The sequence below is a fragment of the Marinoscillum pacificum genome, from assembly GCF_024714495.1.
GTDB classification, from domain to species: Bacteria; Bacteroidota; Bacteroidia; order Cytophagales; family Cyclobacteriaceae; genus Marinoscillum; species Marinoscillum pacificum.
Genome location: NZ_JAMZMJ010000010.1, coordinates 1 through 20,893, shown reverse-complemented (window position 1 = coordinate 20,893; position 20,893 = coordinate 1). Strand labels below are relative to the sequence as shown.

The window sequence follows — 20,893 nt, the reverse complement described above, 5'->3', positions numbered from 1 at the left end:
AATGATACGCATTAAAACCATATCACTTTTTCTCTCCCTACTCATATTGAGTGTGAGTGCCTTTGGTTTGAGCAAAAAGGCTTTAGCTAAGCCTCACGAAGTAGTGCTCAGCGATACTTCGGCAGATACTTTCAAGCAGATACTTTTTGAGATTGAGAAATCATTCGGGGTATTTTTCAATTACGATGATGATTTACTCAAAGATCTGGACATTGACGAACAGCTTGAACTGCCAAAAGAAAAAGCACAGCTAAATCAATTCTTAGAAAAACTGTTAGAGCCACACAAACTCACATTCGAAAAGCTCAACGAATCAACCTACATCATCCTAAAGAAGGCAGACGTACCAACAAAGCAGAAAGAAGATCAAAAAGCAAAGCAATTTGATCAACTGAACCGAAATGGAATACAATCTGTCAAGAACAGTAAAATCTCAACCGGACCTAGAACAATTACGGGAAAAGTGACAGATGATAACGGAGAAGGCCTGCCTGGGGCTACCATTATCGTGAAAGATGCTGGGGATGGAAGCATTACCAATGTAGATGGTACTTTCAAGTTGGACATTGAGGAGGGAACACTTCCTGCCATTTTAATTGTGTCCTTTGTAGGATATAAATCCAAAGAAGTTCTGGTCACAGATCAGACTCAAGTCAACGTGACTTTGGAAACTGATATTTCTGCTTTGGAGGAGGTTGTTGTGGTAGGATATGGACAGCAAAAGCGATCTAATCTGACTGGATCAGTTTCCTCTGTGAAAGTGGAGAATTTAGAAAACCGTCCAGTGATACGTTTAGATCAGGCGCTGCAAGGTATGTCCTCGGGTGTTTTTGTCTCCAAAGGTGGAGGTGCTCCAGGTGCTAGCCCGACTATTCACATCAGAGGTGTAGGCTCCATTAATAATACAGATCCACTTTGGATCATTGATGGCGTTCGAATGGCTCCTGGAAATCATTTCAATCTGGACGATGTTGAATCAATTGAGATTCTCAAGGATGCTGCAAGTTCCGCTATTTATGGCGCTGCTGCTGCTCATGGAGTAATTCTCGTAACAACCAAAAGAGGAAAGGAAGGCAAAACGCAAATCAGCTACAAGAGCTCTTTCGCTAAAGTGAACCCTATCAGATTGCCAACTTTATTAGGGAGCGAAGATTTTGTCAACTATAAAAAGCAGTCCAGAATCAACGCTGGTCAGAACCCCGAGCCTTCCTGGGATGACTGGGAACATGATACTGATTGGATAGATGCTTTTTATGACGGTTCTGGTTTTTCTCATTACCATGACTTCTCTGTTGCTAAAGGAACTGAGTCCTCTAATTACTACTTGTCCTTCGGGTATGATGACGAGGAAGGAATCTTAATCGAAAACAACTTTGAGCGATTCAGCATGCGATTCAATTCGGATCTGGATCTAGCTAAGTGGATTACCATTGGAGAACGCGTTTTATTGTCGCGTGTATCTGAGAATCCAATTGATAATTTCAATGAAGACTATAATGGAGCCATTCCTTATCGCTCCATTCCGATCATGCCAATTTATGATGAGACTAATCCTTACGGCGGATGGGGTATGGCTCCTGCTTATTTTCAGGGGCCAAATCCTGTCGCTTCTCAATATCAGCAGCATGAAAAACGAGTTTACAACAGATTGGATGGAAGTGTTTATTTAGCGATCAAGCCACTGGATGTTTTGACTATCAGAGGTCAGGTAGGGTACAACTACTTATCATTTCTTGGTAAGTCATTCAAAGAAGCCTTCAACTATGGAGCTTTTGCAGACCCAATTGGTCGCTTGACTTATGTAGATGGAAATGATGAAACGATCATTGGCAATGTGGTGGCTACCTACGATCAAACATTTGGTAAACACAACATCAAAGTAATGGGTGGTTACGAAGCTCAGAAGTATGAAGGGAATGGATTTCCTGTTATGGCTTCCGGTTCACCACTTGACGTAGCTTGGAGTTTCAATGTGATGGGGCCTAATGCCACTATCTCGGATCGATATACTTTACGTCAATCAAGAATTTTGTCACAATTTGGTAGAATCAACTACAATTTTGACGACCGCTATTTGTTAGAAGCAAACGTCCGTCGCGATGCTTCGTCACCGCAGTTTGGTCCCAACAATGTCTGGGGAATCTTTCCTAGTTACTCTCTTGGGTGGAGAGTGTCTAATGAAAGTTTCTTCAATTCGATTGCCTTCATTTCCAACCTAAAAGTGAGAGTGAGTACCGGTAAGCTTGGATCAGATAAGATCCCTGGATATATCTGGTCCAAGACGTACTCCTCTCAATTTAGTACCTACGCATTCGATCTCAATGGTACGAACAAAGTGCCGGGTTACTTCATCAGTAAGTTCCCAAACGGAGATGTAAAATGGGAAGAGGTAAACATGCATAACATTGGGTTAGATGTAGGTCTTTTGGAGGATCGACTTTCGGTCACTGCAGACTATTATATCAAAGACACCAAAGATCTATTATACCCAGTGCCAGTTCCTTCGTCTGTCGGTTTGGCAGTGCACAACTTCAATCCGGTTAATCCAGAGCTAAATGTTGGAACCATGCGTAATACCGGGCTTGACCTGGAGATAACGTATCGGGATAACTATGGGAAGGTTGGATTGACTTTGAATACCAATGCTTCGCTCATGAAAAACGAGGTACTGCAACTGTTCGGTGATGAGTACATCACGGCTGGAGCTGGTGGAGGACAAATAGGAGGAATGACTCGAACAGAAGCAGGTATGCCAGTATCAAGTTTCTATGGTTTTGTGGTACAGCAGATGCTCAACTCTGAAACAGATGTATATGCGATCAATAGCTGGGCGCCAGACGGGACCTATCAGGAAGGTGGTACAGGAGCAGGAGATTTTATGTACAAAGATATTAGTGGTCCGGAAGGTGTTCCTGATGGACAAGTTACTTGGGAGCATGACCGAACCTTCATTGGGAATCCTTGGCCAAAAGTGATGTATGGTTTCAATATCAACATGTCCTACAATCAGACTTTTGATTTGTTGCTGCAGTTTCAGGGACTTCAAGGGGTAGACGTGTTCAATGCCAATAAGGCGTATTCCCGTAACTTCTTCGGCGATTCCAATACCTCTACAGACATTTTTGAAGCTTGGACTCCTGAAAATCACACTCAGCATCCTAGAAACATTGCTAGTGACCCGAATGGGAACTTTAGTAGACCATCTACTTACTTCGTTGAAGATGGTTCTTACTTGAAATTGAGAAATGCCCAGATTGGATTTAACATGCCTGAAAATATTCTGAGCAAGCTAAAGGTTGGTAAAATTCGCTTGTATGTAAATGCGAATAATTTGCTGACTATATCGAAATACTCTGGCATGGATCCGGAAATCGCAGGATCCAATGTAGGCAGAGGAATTGATTATGGATTGTATCCTCACACCAGAACTTTTGGAGGAGGACTGGAAGTGCAGTTTTAAACACAAAGGATGAAAACGATCATGAAAAGAATAAAACACATAGCACTAGCATTCATCGGTTTGACATTGGTCATGGCATGTGAGGATGAGTTTTTGGATCTGACCAATCCAAATGAAATTGTTGCTGAGAACTTTTATACTAACGTAGATAATTTCGAGTATTCACTCAATTCTGTTTACTCCGCTACCAAGAGTATCGACCTGTTCGGGCAGGCATTTTATGTGCAGACATTGCTGGCCTTGCCTCACACTTCTGACTATTGGAATGCCCAATGTCGAAACGAAGTGACTTCCGGAGATGGTAATTTATACCTCGCCTGGAGAGGTTGGTATCGTGTAGTGGCTCGGGCCAATGACTTGATAGAGAATGCACCAATATTCACTGATAAATATGCTCCGAATGAAACGGAGAAAGCAGAATTGGATTTGATTTTGGGTCAGGCACATTTCTTAAGAGGTTTTGCCTATTTCCACATGGTGAGACTTTGGGGAGAAGCTGGGTTTGCCGAGGATAGCACCAAACTATCTGTTCCTCTTCATTTGAAAGTAGCAACTACTCGCGATGATATGATGAAGGAGCGAGCTTCAGTTGGTCGGGTCTACAATCAAATTGTCGAGGATTTGAAAATGGCCGAATCACTATTGCCTCCAAGTTGGAATGATGACAATATTGCTCGTGCCACGAGCTGGGCAGCAAAAGGCTACCTTGGGAAGGTATATCTCTACATGGAGGATTATGATCAGTCAAAGGCTTATTTCGAAGAAGTGATTAACTCAGGGAATTTTTCATTACTGGACTTTCAAGGGGTTGACGACATGTTTCAAGGCAAGCAGGAGTTCAGTGATGAGACCATTTTTGAACTGAGTTATACCATAGATATGCAGCAGAATATCTGGGAGAATGGTTTGGGTTCTGGAATAGCTCTGACTCTGGCACCTCCGGGAAGAGGGTGGAGCAACTGTACGCCACATGGGGTGAATATTTTCCGCTTTGGCAATGACCCGAGATTGAAAATTAGCACATATGCGCCAGAAGATTCAGCAGCCAATGTAGATGGCACTATGGTGCCTGTAGGTGAGAGTGAGTTCAATTATACTGGTCATAGTTTTAGAAAGTACGTTCCTGAAGATTATTCAGTCTATTCAACCAATAGAAATAGCGGAATCAACTTCGTGAATATGCGCCTTTCGGATGTGTATTTGATGTATGCCGAAGTGCTGAATAATACTGGAAATGATGCTTTGGCAGCAGAATTTATGAATAAGGTTCGTCGTAGAGCTTACGGTTTCAATCCCAATACTCCTGAAGGAAGTGTGGATTATGCAGTGTCGGGAGTGCAGCTGAGAGATTCGATTAGAGAAGAACGTTTTAGAGAGCTGTTTGCGGAAGGTCATCGCTGGTATGATATCGTGAGATGGGGAATTGTACAGGAAGAGGTGATGAAGTACAATGACTTTCGGGTAACTCAAGGTGAAATCATCTATGATGACAAAGATTATTACTACCCGGTGCCACTACAGGAAATAGATAATAACCCAAATATGACACCAAGTACAGGTTACGAATAAATCGATTGCGGATAAGATAGAATAATGCTTTTGTATCAAAAAAATAAAAAAATGATCAGTTTGATCACTGGGATAACTATGCTCTTTTCAGTCTGGTTGACTGGTTGTAAAGATCAGGAGGTCACGCCCGATGAAGTGAAGTATGAGCCTGTTTTGGTGGATAAAACCAATGCTACAAAACTCTACATGCACTACATGCCGTGGTTCCAATCGAAGGATTTTTCTGGCCTTTGGGGAAGTCATTGGCGCATGGCTAACAGCAACCCGGATAATATAGATGGTGAAGGTAAAAGAGATATTGCTGCTCACTATTATCCATTGATCGGACCTTATGATTCTGCTGACCCAGATGTGATAGAGTATCATCTTTTATTAATGAAATATGCTGGCATTGATGGTGTGCTTATTGATTGGTATGGCACACATAAAGCATTGGATTACCATGTCAACTTCGCCAATAGTGATGCTCTGGTATCCAAGCTTGATACCATTGGTTTGGGCTTCGGTATTGTCTACGAAGAATATACAGTAGAAGCAGTAGCCACCAGAAAGAATATTACAGAAGTAGAAGCAGCACAGCAGGATATAGAGTTTCTTGAAACCGATTATTTCACCAGAGATCAATACATCAGTATCAATGATCGTCCGCTGCTGCTGACATTCGGCCCTCGCTACTTCAGAGATGCCGATGATTGGACAGAAATCTTTTCCATTACCGAGGAGAAGCCCCTTTTCTTGCCGCTTTGGGGACATGATTATTATGTAGGATCCAATGGGGGTGGGGAGTTTTCCTGGGTGGATTTCAATACAGATATGCGTGATCTGGATAATTTTTATTCCACCTACAAAGATGGATTGTTGGTTGGCTCAGCATGCCCTGGTTTTGACGATTACTACAAAGAAGGTGGCTGGGGTGAAGGCTACGGGTATTTGAGTCATCGAGGTGGCCAAACCTTGGAAGATCAATTAGCAAAAGCTGCGGAGTATAACCTGGATTATGTACAACTGGTCACATGGAATGACTTTGGAGAAGGAACCATGATTGAACCTACTGATGAATTTGGCTTTCAGTTTCTGGAAAGCATTCAGAATTTTTCCGGAGTGACCTATGGCGTGGAAGAGTTGGAATTAGTACATCAGTATTACTCGAAAAGAAAAGAATCAAAAGGGAATGAAGGAGCGATGGAGAAGTTGGATGAGGCATTCCTGCATTTATCGGAACTAAGGCCTGAAAAGGCTTCGGAAATAATAAATCAACTGTAAATCATTAATCGCAATTAAATCCTAATATGATGAAATCTAATTACCTAAACAGGATTTTGTTAGCTGCCTTAGTGCTGACGACATCCATCTTCATGTCCTGTGGAGAGGATGAACCAAATGAGCCAGAAGTGCTGGTGCCAAAAGTGGATGGTGCTTATGTTTTTGGAAGTAATACCATTGCGACCACAGCACTGGAGCCCAATGCAAAAATGAGTTTAGCGACTCTTAATCCAGCTAAAAGTGGTGGAGCAGAAAACGTAGATGGTTACTTCGGAAAGCTCATGTATATCGGAGCTAACAGTACCCTTCAAATCAGTTATGTAGAGGGTGAAGAAGCTACTACCTACGGCGTAGAAGGAGCTGCCTCTGTTACTAATGGTTTAGAACTTGACTTTACGGACATTGATGCAGATATCATCCATGGAACACTCGTTGCTGATGGAGATCCAATCACTATAGCTGATGAAGGGCTCTATAAGCTGTTTGTGGACATCTCTACGGAATCATTCCGAATGATGAAAGTTGAAATCAATGTGATCGGAGATGCTACTCCTGGTCAATGGACAGAAAGCACTGCGATTCCAATGAAATCTGCAACTGCTGAAGGAACTACTTTCGAAGCAACAGACTTAGGTTTGTTTGGAGCAGCTGGTTACAAAATTCGCTTCAATCAAGGTTATGAATTGTACAATGATGGCGTAATCGCTACGATAGATTATCTGGGTGTGGCTGACTACCAAGCAGCCTGGGATGCTGGTGAAAATGATTTGGTTTATATGGATGTAAACCTGCCAAACATTGAAACAGGGTTATTTACGTACACATTGGCATTCAATGCAAGCACAGGTGAGTGGGATGAGACCAAAGAAAAAACTGGAACATTGGAGAATGATTATTCTGCTGTGGAGATCGGATGGTTTGGCAATGCTTACAAAATAGATGGCGCAGAACCGACTGGTCAGTGGGAAACTGTTCATATGGTGAAAACGCCTGAAAGAGATGGTAATCTTTACAACTGGAAATGGACTGTTGAATTGATTGCAGACAGAGCATTCGTGTTAAGAGATCCTTATGGAACCATTTGGATTACCTATGGAGGTGCTGGAAAAGTAGGGTCTGCTTTTGATGATGAATTGATCATTCAAGAAGATGGTCAGGACAACTACTGGGTGCAAACTGCAGGTACTTATGATGTGACGTTCACAATCAACTCCGAGGATGATGGCCGTACTTTGACCATTGAACCTTCAGCAGGTGGTGATGATTTGTCTGCTAAAGAGTATGGAATATTTGGCAACGCATATTTTGTAGAAGGAACAACAGAAGGTGCGTGGGATGCCATTCACTTTGCAAAGACTCCTGAAAAAGATGGAGACATCTACTCATGGACCTGGGAATTGGAATTGATTGAAGGAAGATCATTTGTTTTCAGAGAAAGCCCTGATGGAGAATGGGTAACCTTCGGTGGTGCAAACCATACCGGAGCAGCTTTCGATGATGAGCAAATCATCAAAGAAGATGGACAAGACAACTACTTCGTGGCAACTGGTGGAGATTATGTGATAACCTTCACTATTAACTCACTGGATCAGGGAAGAACGCTGAACATTGAGCCTGCACAGTAGTAGTTTGAAATAGATATTAGGATGATGTAATAGTATGAAGAAGTAATAGAGCCTGATGTAAGGCTCCATCATCACTCCGCGATCCGTCGCTCAAGACGGATCGCATTTTTCCCCGCTTTTCTTAATGATTCATTAAAGGTATTGATGCCAACAGGTGAGGTATGTTTTTACAAAACCGCTATTTAAAATAAATCAATAATGCCTATGAAACAGAACCATTTCAAAATGAATCACAAGAGTTTGACACCTGTCTACTCTTAAAACCAACCTATTAAATGTAAAACCCTATGAAAAATGATGAAAAACGACCAATTGGTTGGCTCCATCAAGAGTCAACGACAATTGGAAAACTACTCACGTATCTACTATTGTTCGCACTGAGTGCGGCATTGTATGCACAAGGCGATGGTCTCCCAAGAGGAGCCTATCAAATGCCTTACACCAGATATGAGTCGGACAATACGTCCCAGTCTCAGGCTCAAGCCCGCACAGATTATGAATTCTTACCTGATGTAGCAGCGGCTGAAGCTTCTACTCAGCATTATTTGGCTTTAGTTTCTGATGGAGATTATGCAGAATGGACAGTTGGAGAATCAGCCAATGGAGTAACCTTAAGATTCACTATTCCTGATAATGCATCGGGTACTGGAAATCAAGCAGCATTGAATGTCTATGTAAATGGAGCTTTGGATCAAACGATCACACTAAACTCTTATTGGGCATTTCATTACTTGAATAAATTCCAGGGAGCCCAGGGAGGAAATATTCCTAATCAAGGTTTCAGTGAAGTCAGGATGTATTTTGATGATATCAACTTCAAACTGAATACCCCTCTTTCTCCAGGAAGTACCATTCGATTGGAAAAGACTGGCGGAAGTTCTTTTGAATATGGAATTGACTTTATAGAAATAGAACCAATTGAAGCCGTAAAAGGACCTCCTGCTAATTACCTGTCGGTAACAGATGCGCCTTACAATGCCAATGGAAATGATCAGGTTGATGACTTGGCAGCTTTCCATGCTTGTTTGGCTGATGCCAATGCACAAGGTAAAAACATGTACATCCCACCGGGAAAGTATTATCTGAACGGTCAGTTTAGACTAAACGCCAGCAACATCAAAGTGCAAGGTGCGGGAATGTGGCATACCGAGCTTTTCTTCTCTTCTGATCTGGCATTTTCTGGAGGAGTTAAGGCGAGAGCAGATCAACTTGAGTTCTCAGATGTGCATATTACCACCAATAATAACGATCGCTTTTGCCCGGATAATGAGCGAATTCCTGGTTGGAATGAGCCGTACAAAGGATACAAAGGTGTTTTTGGTACATGGGGTAGTTACTCTCAGGTGAAAAATGTCTGGGTAGAACACTTTGAGACAGGCATGTGGTTTGCGGATTACGATTGGGCAGTAGAAGGAGCTTCACAACCAGATATTACCAATAATATGCTCATCTCTAATTGCCGAATCAGAAACAACTATGCTGATGGGGTCAACTTTGCGGAAGGAAGTAACCATTGTACAGTAGAGCATACCAATATCAGAAACAGTGGAGATGATGGGTTTGCGGTTTGGTCATCTGATGCCTTTGGTCACGGAACACCAGGTACTCACAACACCTTGCAATTTAGTACGGTGGAGAATGTTTGGCGCGCAGGTGGTGTGGCTTTCCATGGTGCCGATGGACATGGTGTGAACCACGTTTTGATTCGTGATGGACGAGGATGTGCGGGTATTCGATTTACTGATACGTTCCCAGGATTTAAGTTTCTTCAAAACAACCAGTCAGTGATGAGTAATATCACCATCATCAATCATGGTACAACTTATGACTTGTTCAATGAGGAAATTGGTGCTATTTACCTTTCTGGTGCAGCTGGACTTTGGAATGTGTATTGGGAAGATATTGATCTGATTAATTCACAGAGACATGCGATCACGCTTGAAGGTGGGCCTTATCAAAATATTGAGTTTCATTCGTTGAAAGTTGATGGGACAGGACTAGATCCATACGATCACAATACAGTGGTTTATACTGATGGTGGTACTGGAATTGCGGCCAGCGCCAGTGGACAAATAGATTTGTACAATCCACAATGGATCAGTTGGGAAACAGAGGATAGCATCATTACTACTGGAAATTTGGTGGTTAACACTTATTTCACAGAGCCAGTTGGTGTGCAGTCTGTGAACATGCCAGACGGCCCGCTTTCTTTGGTGGTTGGTCAGACAGTAAATCTTGCACCGACATTTGCACCTCAAAATGCTTCGAATAAAGCAGTGACTTATACAGACAGCAATTCATCTGTTGGATCGATCAATCAGGTAACAGGTCAGTTTGAAGCAACGGGTGTAGGTCAGACAATCATCACCGTAACATCTGATGACAATCCTTCAGCAACTGATCAGGTAACGATCAATGTGACTTCTGCAGTCAATATTGAAGCAGTGGTGAGTGAAGCTTTTGAAGGTGGCGCAAATGGAGAGTTTGTGATTAGTACCACTGAATTGGCAGGAGATCTTACGGTCAGTTATACGGTAAGTGGTTCTGCCTCTGCTGGAGATTATTCAGCAACTCCTGCTTTATCGGGATCTGTAACATTGACTCAGTCCAGTTTGTCTCAGTCTATTTTTGTCACGGCAACAGACGATTCGGATTTTGAAGGAGACGAAACGATTACATTGACTATTGTCGATAATGGAAACTACAATATTGGTGCTGGTACTGCCACTGTAACCATCAAGGACAATGAAAATCCTCCGTGTACCGCTCCTGTAATCGGGTTGACGGCCAATGCACCAGGAAATACGGCTACTATTGAATCTGCATGGAGTGAAGTTCCATCTCGTAGCATCTCTAATGTGACTGTCGGTGGATTGCCAGGTGATTATTCAGGACAGTGGCGTGCTATGTATGACAATCAAGCACTGTATGTGTTGGTTGAAGTATCGGATAATTCACTGAACAATGACTCTGGCTCTGAATGGTGGAATGATGACGTGGTGAACATTTTCATTGATGGAAACAACTCAAAAGGAACTTCTTACGACGGGATCAATGATTTCCAATTTGGCTTCCGTTGGAATGATGCAACCGTGCATTTAGGTGGAAATTCAGTTCAAAATTCGACAGGCATTACCTTCAACATGTTTGCGGTTTCTGGAGGATATGTTTGCAAGGCTGCCATTCCATGGTCAACGATTGGCGTATCTCCTTCCATCGGCTATACCATCGGGTTTGATGTAGCTGTAGATGATGATGATGGAGGAGGAAGTAGAGATTCTCAGGTATCAAGTTTTGCCACTACAGAAATGGGTTGGAGCAATCCAAGTCTGTTTGGTTCGGTTTACTTGACTACTTGTGAGCCAATCACGCCTACAACTCCGAGTATCACCAGTCAATTGGAGATTACTCGAGAAGAAGGTCAAGCAATTAACTACAGCATTGTTGCAGCTAATTTCCCAACATCGTTTGGAGCGACCAATTTGCCTTCCGGAATTTCTGTTAATACCAGTACTGGCCAGTTGAGTGGCACTTTGAGTGCTGCTGGAACTTATAATGTGAGCATATCTGCATCCAATACTGCCGGAACAGATTCCGAGTCTTTAGTGATTACTGTCACGGAGGCTCCTCAGGATCCACCTGTGGCAGTTGTAACTAACAGTAGCATTACACTTCCAGATAACAGTACTTCTGTTAATGGATCCGCTAGTTCAGATGCAGATGGGACAATCACTGGATATGCCTGGGTACAACTGAGCGGTCCAAATACAGCGACTCTTTCAGGACAAAATACGGCTACTTTAAGCCTAAGTGGATTGATCGAAGGTTCTTATCAGTTTGAATTAACCGTTACTGATAACGACGGCAATACAAATGCAGCCGTATCAACGGTGACGGTAAGTACACAACCAACATATCCTACAGATCGAGGTTATTATGATGCACCTTATACCCGATATGAGGCTTCAGGAGCATCTGCAGGTGGTGGCGCAGAGGTGCTTCCATTCAGTATGACTCAAGCGGATCTTCAGTTTGAAGCTACCGATAGAACTGCTGTGAAACTAAACAGCACTGGACAATACGTAGAGTGGACGACCTCAGCAGGTGGACAGGGTATGGTGATTCGTTACAGCATGCCAGATGCGCCAAATGGTGGTGGATTGAACGGAAGTCTGGCTTTGTACATCAATGGCAATTTCCATAGCAACATTGATCTGACTTCTAAGTGGGCGTATAACTATTTTGATAATGTAAATAGTGGCGATCCTAATCTGCCTCGCAACGAACCGGGTACCAATCGTACAATTCGCATGAGATATGATGAGAAGCGAATCAAGCTGGATCAGTCGTACCCTCAGGGAACCACTTTCAGATTGGAGAGAAATGCTGCTTCAGGAAGTATTGCGTATTACATCGTTGATTTCATGGAGTTGGAACCAATTCCTGCTCCGGTAGCCTTCAATGCAGCGACTATGATTTCTGTGGAGGATTTTGGTGCGGTGAAAAATGATGGATCTTCAGACACTCAGCCATTTGTCAATGCAGTGAATAATGCGCGAACAAGTGGAAAGACGTTGTACATTCCAGAAGGTGTTTGGGACTTGAGTTTCAAGTTGAGTATTGGTCATGATATTACGATTCAGGGTGCTGGAATGTGGTATTCAGAATTACATTTCCTGCAAGGGACTCCAAGTGCTGGAGGTATCAGCGCTGATGGAGGCAATGTCCATGTATCAGACTTATACCTGACTACTGAGAATACCAATAGAACTTCGGATTACAAAGGAATTACCGGATCATTCGGTAGTAATTCCACAATCGAAAGAATGTGGGTGGTTCACCATGAAACTGGTGCATGGATTTGGCAGGTCAATGGAGTGGCTACATCTAATTTGACAGTTAGCGAATGCCGATTCAGAAACAATTATGCGGATGGTATCAACTTGTCAAGTGGAACATCCTACTCGATTGTAGAGCATTCTGACATGCGAAATAACCTGGACGATGCGATAGCTTCATGGTCTCCTTCTGATGGTCCTACTGCAAGTATGTTCAATGAATTTAGATACTGTACTACAGAAAATACCTTGAGAGCAGCCGGTGTTGGATTCTTTGGTGGCGGTGGACACAAAGCTCATCACATCATTGTAAAAGACAACACAGAAGCTGGCCTTCGTATCAATTCGGATTTCCCTGGCTATCAGTTTACCAATGACCTGATTGAGTTTAGCAACATCACGGTAATTGGATCAGGTACCAATGCCAACTTGTGGTCGAATCGATACGGTGCGATTGACATCTTTACCAAATTATACAATATCAATAATGTCACTTTTGACAATATCGATATCATCGATTCACAGAAGGATGCTATTTTCATTTATGCAGTGAACCCTTCATATACCATTCAAAACTTACAGTTGAATAACATAACGATCAATGGAACAGGTTTGGATGGCAATGCGAACAATTTTACTACTGGTACTTATGATGATTATGCTGGGTATGCTATTTTGATGGATAATCAGATTCAGGCGAATGTGACCATTTGTGATTTGTCCGTTTCCAATGCTGCATCTCAACCAGATGTTCAGTTAGATACTCCAGGTAATATCAATTTGACCTATTGTAATTCTGTTGATCCAACTGGAATCACTGTGAGTCCGACTTCTTTGAGTCTGAATTCTGGTAGTACTAGTACCATCACGGCAACGGTATCTCCAGGAAACGCTACCAATAAATCGGTAACGTGGACAAGTAGTAATACGAGTGTGGCAACAGTTTCTAATGGCGTGGTTACTGCGGTAGCAGATGGTACAGCGACCATTACCGCTTCTACAGTCAATGGTATTACAGCGACAACAACTGTTACCGTTTCAACGCAAGAAGTTTTGCCGACAAGTGTTTCGTTGACCTGTCCTGGATCATTGGATGCAGGCAATTCACATCAGTTGTCGTGGACGGTACTTCCTGCCAATGCGACAAATAAGAATGTGACTTTCTCGACGAGCAACGCATCAGTTCTTTCTGTTAACTCTAGTGGTTTATTGACAGCAAATGCAGCTGGTACGGCTACTATTACGGTGACGACCAATGCCAACGGTCTTACTGATAATTGTGAAATCACGGTAGTTGTGGTTCAGCAGGATCCTTATCTGGGATCACCAGTGAGCTTGCCAGGAACGGTAGAGGCTGAAAACTTTGATACTGGTGGTGCAGGGGTAGCATACAATGATGCCGATGCGGCCAATCAAGGGGGACAAGGCAGAACAAACGAAGGAGTTGACACTGAAAACTGTAGCGATGGAGGTCTTAATATTGGCTGGACGTCAGCAGGCGAGTGGACTGAGTATACTGTTAATGTTACTGCTGCAGGTAATTATGACTTTGACTTTAGAGTGGCTTCTACTCTCAGTGGAGGAACCTTCCATGTAGAATTTAATGGAGTAGATAAGACAGGTACTGTCACAAGTGTGAATACTGGAGGATGGCAAAATTGGACCACAGTAAGTGTGGATAATGTTCCACTAAGTGCTGGTGTGCAAGTAATGCGTGTCGCTTTTGATAATCCGAATCACAATCTGGATAAAATCATCATCTCAAGTGCAGGTGGTACATCCAATCAGGCACCAACAGCTAACGCTGGTTCAGATCAGACACTCAATTCAGGCACCACCTCAGTGAGTTTAAGTGGTTCTGGAAGTGATCCTGATAGCGATCCGATTAGCTACAGCTGGAGCCAGATAAGTGGACCTTCTGCTACTATTAGCAATTCATCAAATGCAAGTACTTCTGTAACTGGCTTGAGTGATGGCAATACGTATGTCTTCAGATTGACTGTAAGTGATGGATCACTAACTGCTACAGATGATATAAGCGTAACGGTGAATAATGGTACAAGTGCTTCTGGATATCGAATCCGAAACAGATGGCAGAATACGTATCTTGGAGATGGTGGTGCTACAGTTACGTACAGCGCTACAGGATCGGGTGATAACTATCTGTGGGAACTTGAAGATGTAGGTGGCGGAAATGTAGAAATCCGCAACGTTGGCACTGGAGAATACATGCATATTGAAAACCTAACAGGAAATGTGCAGTGTACGTCCAGAACATATGGATGGTACAGCTCAAGATGGACCCTTGAAAATGTAGATGGCACATACAGTAGAGTTCGCAATGTATGGCAAAGTACTAATTACATCCATGTGGAGAACCTGAACGGAAATGCTCAGCATGGTACCATTGACGGATCGTGGCAAAGTGCTCAGTGGGCACTAGAGTCAGTAGGAGGAGCAAGGGTAGCAAGTGAGCTATTTAGTACTTTGAGTTCAGAAGATGTAGATGTGTATCCGGTTCCAGTAATGGATGATAAGATCTATGTGAATTCTAGAGAGCATGTCCTAAATAGTTACGAATTGATTTCTCTTACGGGGATTGTTGTACAGTCAGGAGAAATCAAATCCTCTAAAGAAACCATCAATGTGACGCAGGTAATCCCTGGGGTTTACTTCCTTCGTTTGGTAGGTGAAGGTGAGGTATTGAAGAGAGTTTTGGTGAAGTAGATTGATTGATTCTTCATTTATTTTTTGGAAAGCCCTTCAGCAATGGAGGGCTTTTTTATGAAGAATTCATAATTGTATAAGTGCCTCTACAGCCTATCTGCCGACAAGGCAGGGAATCGAGTCGCAGCGGCGCACCGCCGAAACCTCGGATGGCTGTATCTAAAGTTTAGGAAAGTAGCCCCTCCAGCCTGCCTGCCGTCAAGAAAGGGAATCGAATGGCACCGGCTACCCGAACTTGTCGTTCACACTGGATCAGGAGTTTAGGAAACTTTGGTATTTGTAGTCCCGGCAGCCTGTCTGCCGACAAGGTAGAGAATCGAATCGGACCGCCGACGCGGCTGCATCTAAAGTTTAGGAAGTAGCCTCTCCAGGAATCGAACCTGGATCAAGCGTTTAGGAAACGCCTATTCTATCCGTTGAACTAAGAGGCCAAAATATTCTATCCCTGCCTACCGGCAGGCAGGCATTGAACTACGGGACCATCTCTTTAATGAGAAGTCGCAAAAATAGTGAAATCAGCTACTCACGACAATTATTTCAAATTTTAATCACTTTAAGCTGATTCTCATAAAAAAAGAACCTACCACTCTGTAAGTGATAGGTTCTTGTATGAAGAGGAAAATTACTGTCTTTTTTAATTCAAATTGAATGCAATGAAGAATTGAGTGTTTGAGTTCTTCGAGTCATCCAATAAAGTCTTTGCTTCATCGCTTTTGGCTAGTTCCTGTAGGCCATAGTTATATCTTGCACCGATGCTGATTTCTTCTAGATTGAAAGCAAAACCTGCCGCTAAACCGTAATCCCAGGTGTTGAAGTTGTCTCTGTCTAGTTCATCTTCTCCACTTCCCAGGTCACCTTCAGTGGTTACATTAGCGTTGATCAAATAACCAGTGTACAGACCACCATGAATTTCAGCTACTTCACCCAGTTTAATTACAGCTAGTAAAGGGACGTCCACATAATTAAGATTGAATTTTACTTCTCCTTCATATCCAGCGAAATCATACATTCCACGTGCCCCTTTCGTTGAAAACGCGATCTCTGGTTGGAATCCTACCATGTTGGAAGGGCCTAATAATTGAGTATAGGCACCTACATGAAATCCAAATCTTAGGTTTTCATCATCTGCTTCATCTAGATAAAGGTTACTTAAATTAATACCACCTTTAAGACCTGAGCGGGCTTCCTGTGCGTTTGAAATATTCAGACCTGCAATAAGACCAAAGGCAAGCAATAAGGTTGTTTTGTATAGAGTTTTCATGTTGAATTAATCTTTTAATTTTTAAAAATTTAAGCTGGCCAAATTCTCCTGTCAGTGATCACCGATCGACTATTTTGTCAGAAGAAGTATAGCTTTGAGTTATTTGTAATTATTCAATAGACATGCCAAAAGGTGAAAATTCCTTCTATTTAGCTATATCATTGGTTTTTGGTGGATTGTTAGCCTTTCGGCTGGGTAATTAGTGTGGATTTAAATCGACAGTGTAGATATAATTCCACAGTTTGGGGTGAGTTTAGACCTTTTGCTATGAGTGTTTAATATGAAGTCAAAAGGTCTTATCATTTTGGGTAATGTTTATTTGCCAAGTAATCGTTGCCATAAATGTCGGATGCTTTGCCTTACATGAAGCTGCAACATCTTAAATGACAACACTATAAAAAAAGTCATGGTGATAATAGTAGAGTGAAAAAAGGGACTAGGTTCTAAAAACTCCTTTAGCTATTCAAGAATAGCTTCTACTTGCTCTATATGATTTTCAAGGTTTGATACGAATGACTGAATCTTTCTTGAAGTAGAAGTAGTGAAAGGATAGTATTGAACCAGGTAATTCATGCTGTTGATTAAGCCTTGATCCACTTGCTTTAATGACTCATTTTCATCCGTTCTAGCCCATGTCAGCGTTTCATTAGGAGTATTGAACTGGCGATGTGTTTCCGGTAATTCAAAGTCTAGCAGGTTCATTAGCCTTTTTCGTTCCTCGATTGTCTCTGAAATCAATTTGTGCAGAGGAGGATATTTACAAAGCATCAGAATGTTTTGATAGCTATTCGTTGATTGTTTTAGTTTACCAAGAATGTTATCTGAGCTAAGATCAATTCTTTGAAAAGAGGCGGTCTGTGTTGTGGATTCAAGTATCATGATATTATGCTGCTTCGTTTAACATTGCGTTATTCAATTCATTTTTGATGCTACCTGGTAGATAATCCAACAGGTTGTATCTCTTGTCTAGTTCTGTTAGAACAATGATTGATGCTCTTAGAGCTTCTATCTCTGTTCTGAAAACCTTCTTAGGCATGATGCTATCTGTTTCCAAAAGTCGAGTGACAAACTCATCCAGGTGATAGGTGCTTGATCTGTGTGGAGTCACCTTCCAGGCAGTTAGGTAAATCATGGTAAGATCTACAGGCAGTTTTTGTATGATCTCTTCTGATTCTTCTTCAGAAAGTTGATCTCTTAAAACATGAATCACTCTGCCGATGATTCTTTTATTATCTAAGCTGTCTACAACTCCAAGTTTTATTTGGATCTGATTGAAAAGCACTTCGTCATTGTTGTAATTCATAGTGATTGTGGTTTTTGAGTATGCGGATAACTATCAAAAAGTCGTGCCAAAAAATGGAAAAGATCATTTTCTTCGTTTTTTCTGAGAAATCAATCAAAACAATTAGAATAAACGCGTGTTAAGAAGAAGTCGCTTCCACAGTGTGTGGAATTTATTCCCCATCTTGTGGAATATTCCCAACATAGCTGACGCCCCATTCGGGGAATCTGGCTCGTGGAGTAGATTGGTTTGATATTTTCTTTATTGAAGTAGAATAGTATTTAGTATCACTACCTACTGATTAATAAAGTATAGATAATAGCCCGTCGATGAGAATATTGATAATTGATGACGAAACGGAAATTTGTTTTTTGCTAAGTCAAGTGTTGAAAAAATCTGGTCATACTGTGGAGACAGCAAATACGCTTCAGAGTGGATTGAATTTATTTAAAACAGGAGACTTTGAAGTTACTTTCCTGGATATAAACCTCCCGGATGGTAATGGATTGGATATCATCCCAAAATTGAAAGCCATCAAGGATGATATTGTAGTGATAGTATGCAGTGCGTATACTTCCGTAAGTGATCATAAGAAAATGATAGAGAAGCAGGTTTATAAGTTTCTGCCTAAGCCATTTTCAAAATCCGACGTGCTAGAATTATTTGAAGATTTTTTACTTAAAACAAAGGGGTAACTAAAGCTCCATTCAGATGCAGAAAATTTTTATCATAGATGATGACAAGGATATATGCCTTCTCTTATCTAAGTTTCTGACCAAAAATGGGTACGAGGCGAGTTTTACTCATACAGCAGACGATGCTCTCCAGACTTTAAGAACGGATCGATTTGACTTGATTCTCTGTGACTACAAACTTCCAAATGTTGAGGGAGTTGAGTTATTACAAAAGATCAAAATATTAGATCGTAATGTCTCCGTAATCATTATTACAGGATATTCAGATGTTCGCACAGCTGTTGAAACGCTGAAGCACGGTGCTTGTGATTATGTAACCAAACCGCTTTACCCGGATGAAATTCTGGTTACGATCAAAGAGGCGCTGAAAAAAGCAACTCCTCCTTCTGAACCCATTAAGACTTCTAAGCCTAAAAAAACAACCAGCAAATTCGTAGTAGGCGTAAGTGAGCAGTCCAAGAGCGTGTCTCAGCAAATAGCTTTGATTGCACCAACTGAAATGTCTGTAATAATCACAGGTGAAACGGGTACGGGTAAAGAATTTGTTGCCAATGCTATCCATCATCAAAGCAATAGAGCCGATGGTCCATTTGTGGCAATTGATTGTGGAGCAATTCCAAAAGAACTGGCAGGCTCTGAATTATTTGGTCATGTGAAAGGGTCATTCACTGGTGCACTGAAGGACAAGCAAGGTAGTTTCGAAATGGCGAATGGTGGTACGCTATTCTTGGATGAGATTGGAAATTTATCTTATGATAATCAAGTCAAATTGCTTCGAGTGCTTCAGGAGCGTAAGATCAGAAGGATCGGATCCAATTCAGACATTCCGATAGATGTACGCGTTTTAGCAGCAACAAATGAAAACCTAAAACTAGCGATACGAGAAAATCGCTTCCGTGAGGATATCTACCATCGCATAAACGAATTTAAAATAGAACTGGCACCACTAAGAGATCGCCCAGATGATGTAGCATTGTTTGCATCTCATTTTTTGGCGATGGCCAATGCTCAGTTAAATAAAGATGTTGCAGGATTTGATACCGAGGCTATGGACGTGTTAAAGGGATATGGTTGGTATGGCAACTTAAGAGAGCTGAGCAACGTGATCAAGCGGGCAGTTCTATTATGTCCTGGAGAGTACATTACGGTGAAGCAACTTCCGGAGGAAATTATGTATCCGATGGAAGTGGAAGAAATGCAAGATGAGGCAGTTCCTGTTGCCATTGGAGCACCAGATCTGAAGGTTGCTTCAGGGTTGGCGGAGCGACAGGTGATAATCAATGCCTTGAAGAAATCAGGCTATAACAAGACCAAAGCAGCGAAACTTCTCAACATTGACAGAAAGACGCTTTATAATAAGTTGAAGGCATTTGATATTACGATATAACCAGAATGAGTAACAGAGCATATCAAGCGGTATTTGTGATTTCACTTTTGACCGTTTTGGGGATTTCCTGGCGGGTATACAACACTTTTGAAGACCATCAAACAGACAACCTTTGGGTAGAGCATAGCGAACTGGTTCGGATAGAGACCGAGCAGATGACCAACTACCCGGTAAACTTTTCCAATGAAATAAGAAAAGCGGTTATTCTGAATGATACCATTATTTCAGATCCAGTTGCCATTAGACAATATGTAGAAATCAAATCTGCTTTGTTGGACAGTTTGGTGTTGGATAATGCTGATCAAAGGACCAGAGTTAAAGAGTTGCACCTGCTGATAATGGATTATCTCGATATTGGCGAACAAGTGAAAAATACCTTTTTAGGTGGAGATAGTGCGAAGGGAGTGATCTCGTCTCTAATACTTCAAGAAGCCAATGCGCTAGAACTTGTTCTTGATAAGTCTAGCAAAATAGTTCGCGAGGAGCAATCTATTTTATTGAATAGGTTAGAGCATAGAGAAGATGAAGAAACTTCCACACCACGTAATTTGCTTGCTCTTACTATAGTTACCTTGGTCGTTATCGGTTTGCTTTTTATTAGAGCGAATCGGTTAGTGAACAGCAATGTCAAAGTGAATAAACAACTAGCTTCCAAAATTGAAGAACTGCAGTCCGAAATAGACCGAAGAAAGTTTTATCAGAACCTCATTAAGAGTGTGTTAGATAGTTCTCCAAATGGAATTTTGGCATTCAATTCCATTCGAAATAGTGATGGTGAGGTTGTTG

Annotated in this window: 11 protein-coding genes and 1 tRNA gene; 8 read left to right on the top strand and 4 right to left on the bottom strand. The window is 41.9% G+C overall.

Annotation, left to right across the window (positions count from 1 at the left end):
• Position 1 precedes the first annotated feature (1 nt).
• From NXS00_RS19165 to NXS00_RS19145, 5 genes are all read left to right on the top strand, one after another.
• Entirely contained in the window at positions 2-3,460 is a 3,459-nt protein-coding gene (locus NXS00_RS19165) for a SusC/RagA family TonB-linked outer membrane protein (RefSeq protein ID WP_258100880.1), read from the top strand.
• A gap of 9 nt (positions 3,461-3,469) precedes the next feature.
• Entirely contained in the window at positions 3,470-5,029 is a 1,560-nt protein-coding gene (locus tag NXS00_RS19160; RefSeq protein ID WP_258100879.1) for a RagB/SusD family nutrient uptake outer membrane protein, read from the top strand.
• Between the two features lie 51 nt (positions 5,030-5,080).
• Positions 5,081-6,292, top strand: coding sequence for a glycoside hydrolase family 99 protein (locus NXS00_RS19155; RefSeq protein WP_258100878.1), 1,212 nt, complete (start codon positions 5,081-5,083; stop codon positions 6,290-6,292).
• Between the two features lie 26 nt (positions 6,293-6,318).
• The gene (locus NXS00_RS19150; RefSeq protein ID WP_258100877.1) at positions 6,319-7,917 is read left to right on the top strand and encodes a hypothetical protein; all 1,599 of its coding nucleotides are present in this window, start codon (positions 6,319-6,321) and stop codon (positions 7,915-7,917) included.
• A 287-nt stretch (positions 7,918-8,204) separates the two neighbouring features.
• Positions 8,205-15,482, top strand: a complete 7,278-nt coding sequence (locus NXS00_RS19145; RefSeq protein ID WP_258100876.1) for a sugar-binding protein — start codon at positions 8,205-8,207, stop codon at positions 15,480-15,482.
• A gap of 359 nt (positions 15,483-15,841) precedes the next feature.
• Here the strand turns inward: NXS00_RS19145 and NXS00_RS19140 are convergent.
• The 4 genes from NXS00_RS19140 to NXS00_RS19125 all read right to left on the bottom strand — a co-directional run bounded on the left by NXS00_RS19140 (position 15,842) and on the right by NXS00_RS19125 (position 18,046).
• A tRNA-Arg gene (locus NXS00_RS19140) sits at positions 15,842-15,913 on the bottom strand.
• A 203-nt stretch (positions 15,914-16,116) separates the two neighbouring features.
• Complete coding sequence (locus tag NXS00_RS19135) at positions 16,117-16,743, bottom strand: porin family protein (RefSeq protein WP_258100875.1); 627 nt, start codon at positions 16,741-16,743, stop codon at positions 16,117-16,119.
• 459 nt (positions 16,744-17,202) lie between these two features.
• Positions 17,203-17,622 carry a hypothetical protein gene (locus NXS00_RS19130; protein ID WP_258100874.1) on the bottom strand — a complete coding sequence of 140 codons (420 nt, stop codon included), beginning with the start codon at positions 17,620-17,622 and terminating at the stop codon, positions 17,203-17,205.
• Between the two features lie 4 nt (positions 17,623-17,626).
• Positions 17,627-18,046 carry a DUF2267 domain-containing protein gene (locus NXS00_RS19125; protein WP_258100873.1) on the bottom strand — a complete coding sequence of 140 codons (420 nt, stop codon included), beginning with the start codon at positions 18,044-18,046 and terminating at the stop codon, positions 17,627-17,629.
• Positions 18,047-18,354: 308 nt separating this feature from the next.
• Here NXS00_RS19125 and NXS00_RS19120 point away from each other — a divergent pair, with 308 nt between their 5' ends.
• The 3 genes from NXS00_RS19120 to NXS00_RS19110 all read left to right on the top strand — a co-directional run.
• Positions 18,355-18,720 (top strand): response regulator, encoded by a 366-nt coding sequence (locus NXS00_RS19120; protein WP_258100872.1) that lies wholly within the window; start codon positions 18,355-18,357, stop codon positions 18,718-18,720.
• Between the two features lie 16 nt (positions 18,721-18,736).
• Positions 18,737-20,107: a sigma-54-dependent transcriptional regulator gene (locus tag NXS00_RS19115; protein WP_258100871.1), complete on the top strand. Its 1,371-nt coding sequence runs from the start codon at positions 18,737-18,739 to the stop codon at positions 20,105-20,107.
• 5 nt (positions 20,108-20,112) lie between these two features.
• A partial coding sequence (locus NXS00_RS19110; protein ID WP_258100870.1) for a CHASE3 domain-containing protein occupies positions 20,113-20,893 on the top strand: 781 nt, incomplete at its 3' end.

Bases quoted from the DNA above. Each gene is read 5' to 3' on its own strand.
- NXS00_RS19165 (WP_258100880.1), top strand. From the start codon at position 2: ATGATACGCATTAAAACCATATCACTTTTTCTCTCCCTACTCATATTG.
- NXS00_RS19160 (WP_258100879.1), top strand. From the start codon at position 3,470: ATGAAAACGATCATGAAAAGAATAAAACACATAGCACTAGCATTCATC.
- NXS00_RS19155 (WP_258100878.1), top strand. From the start codon at position 5,081: ATGATCAGTTTGATCACTGGGATAACTATGCTCTTTTCAGTCTGGTTG.
- NXS00_RS19150 (WP_258100877.1), top strand. From the start codon at position 6,319: ATGATGAAATCTAATTACCTAAACAGGATTTTGTTAGCTGCCTTAGTG.
- NXS00_RS19145 (WP_258100876.1), top strand. From the start codon at position 8,205: ATGAAAAATGATGAAAAACGACCAATTGGTTGGCTCCATCAAGAGTCA.
- NXS00_RS19135 (WP_258100875.1), bottom strand. From the start codon at position 16,743: ATGAAAACTCTATACAAAACAACCTTATTGCTTGCCTTTGGTCTTATT.
- NXS00_RS19130 (WP_258100874.1), bottom strand. From the start codon at position 17,622: ATGATACTTGAATCCACAACACAGACCGCCTCTTTTCAAAGAATTGAT.
- NXS00_RS19125 (WP_258100873.1), bottom strand. From the start codon at position 18,046: ATGAATTACAACAATGACGAAGTGCTTTTCAATCAGATCCAAATAAAA.
- NXS00_RS19120 (WP_258100872.1), top strand. From the start codon at position 18,355: ATGAGAATATTGATAATTGATGACGAAACGGAAATTTGTTTTTTGCTA.
- NXS00_RS19115 (WP_258100871.1), top strand. From the start codon at position 18,737: ATGCAGAAAATTTTTATCATAGATGATGACAAGGATATATGCCTTCTC.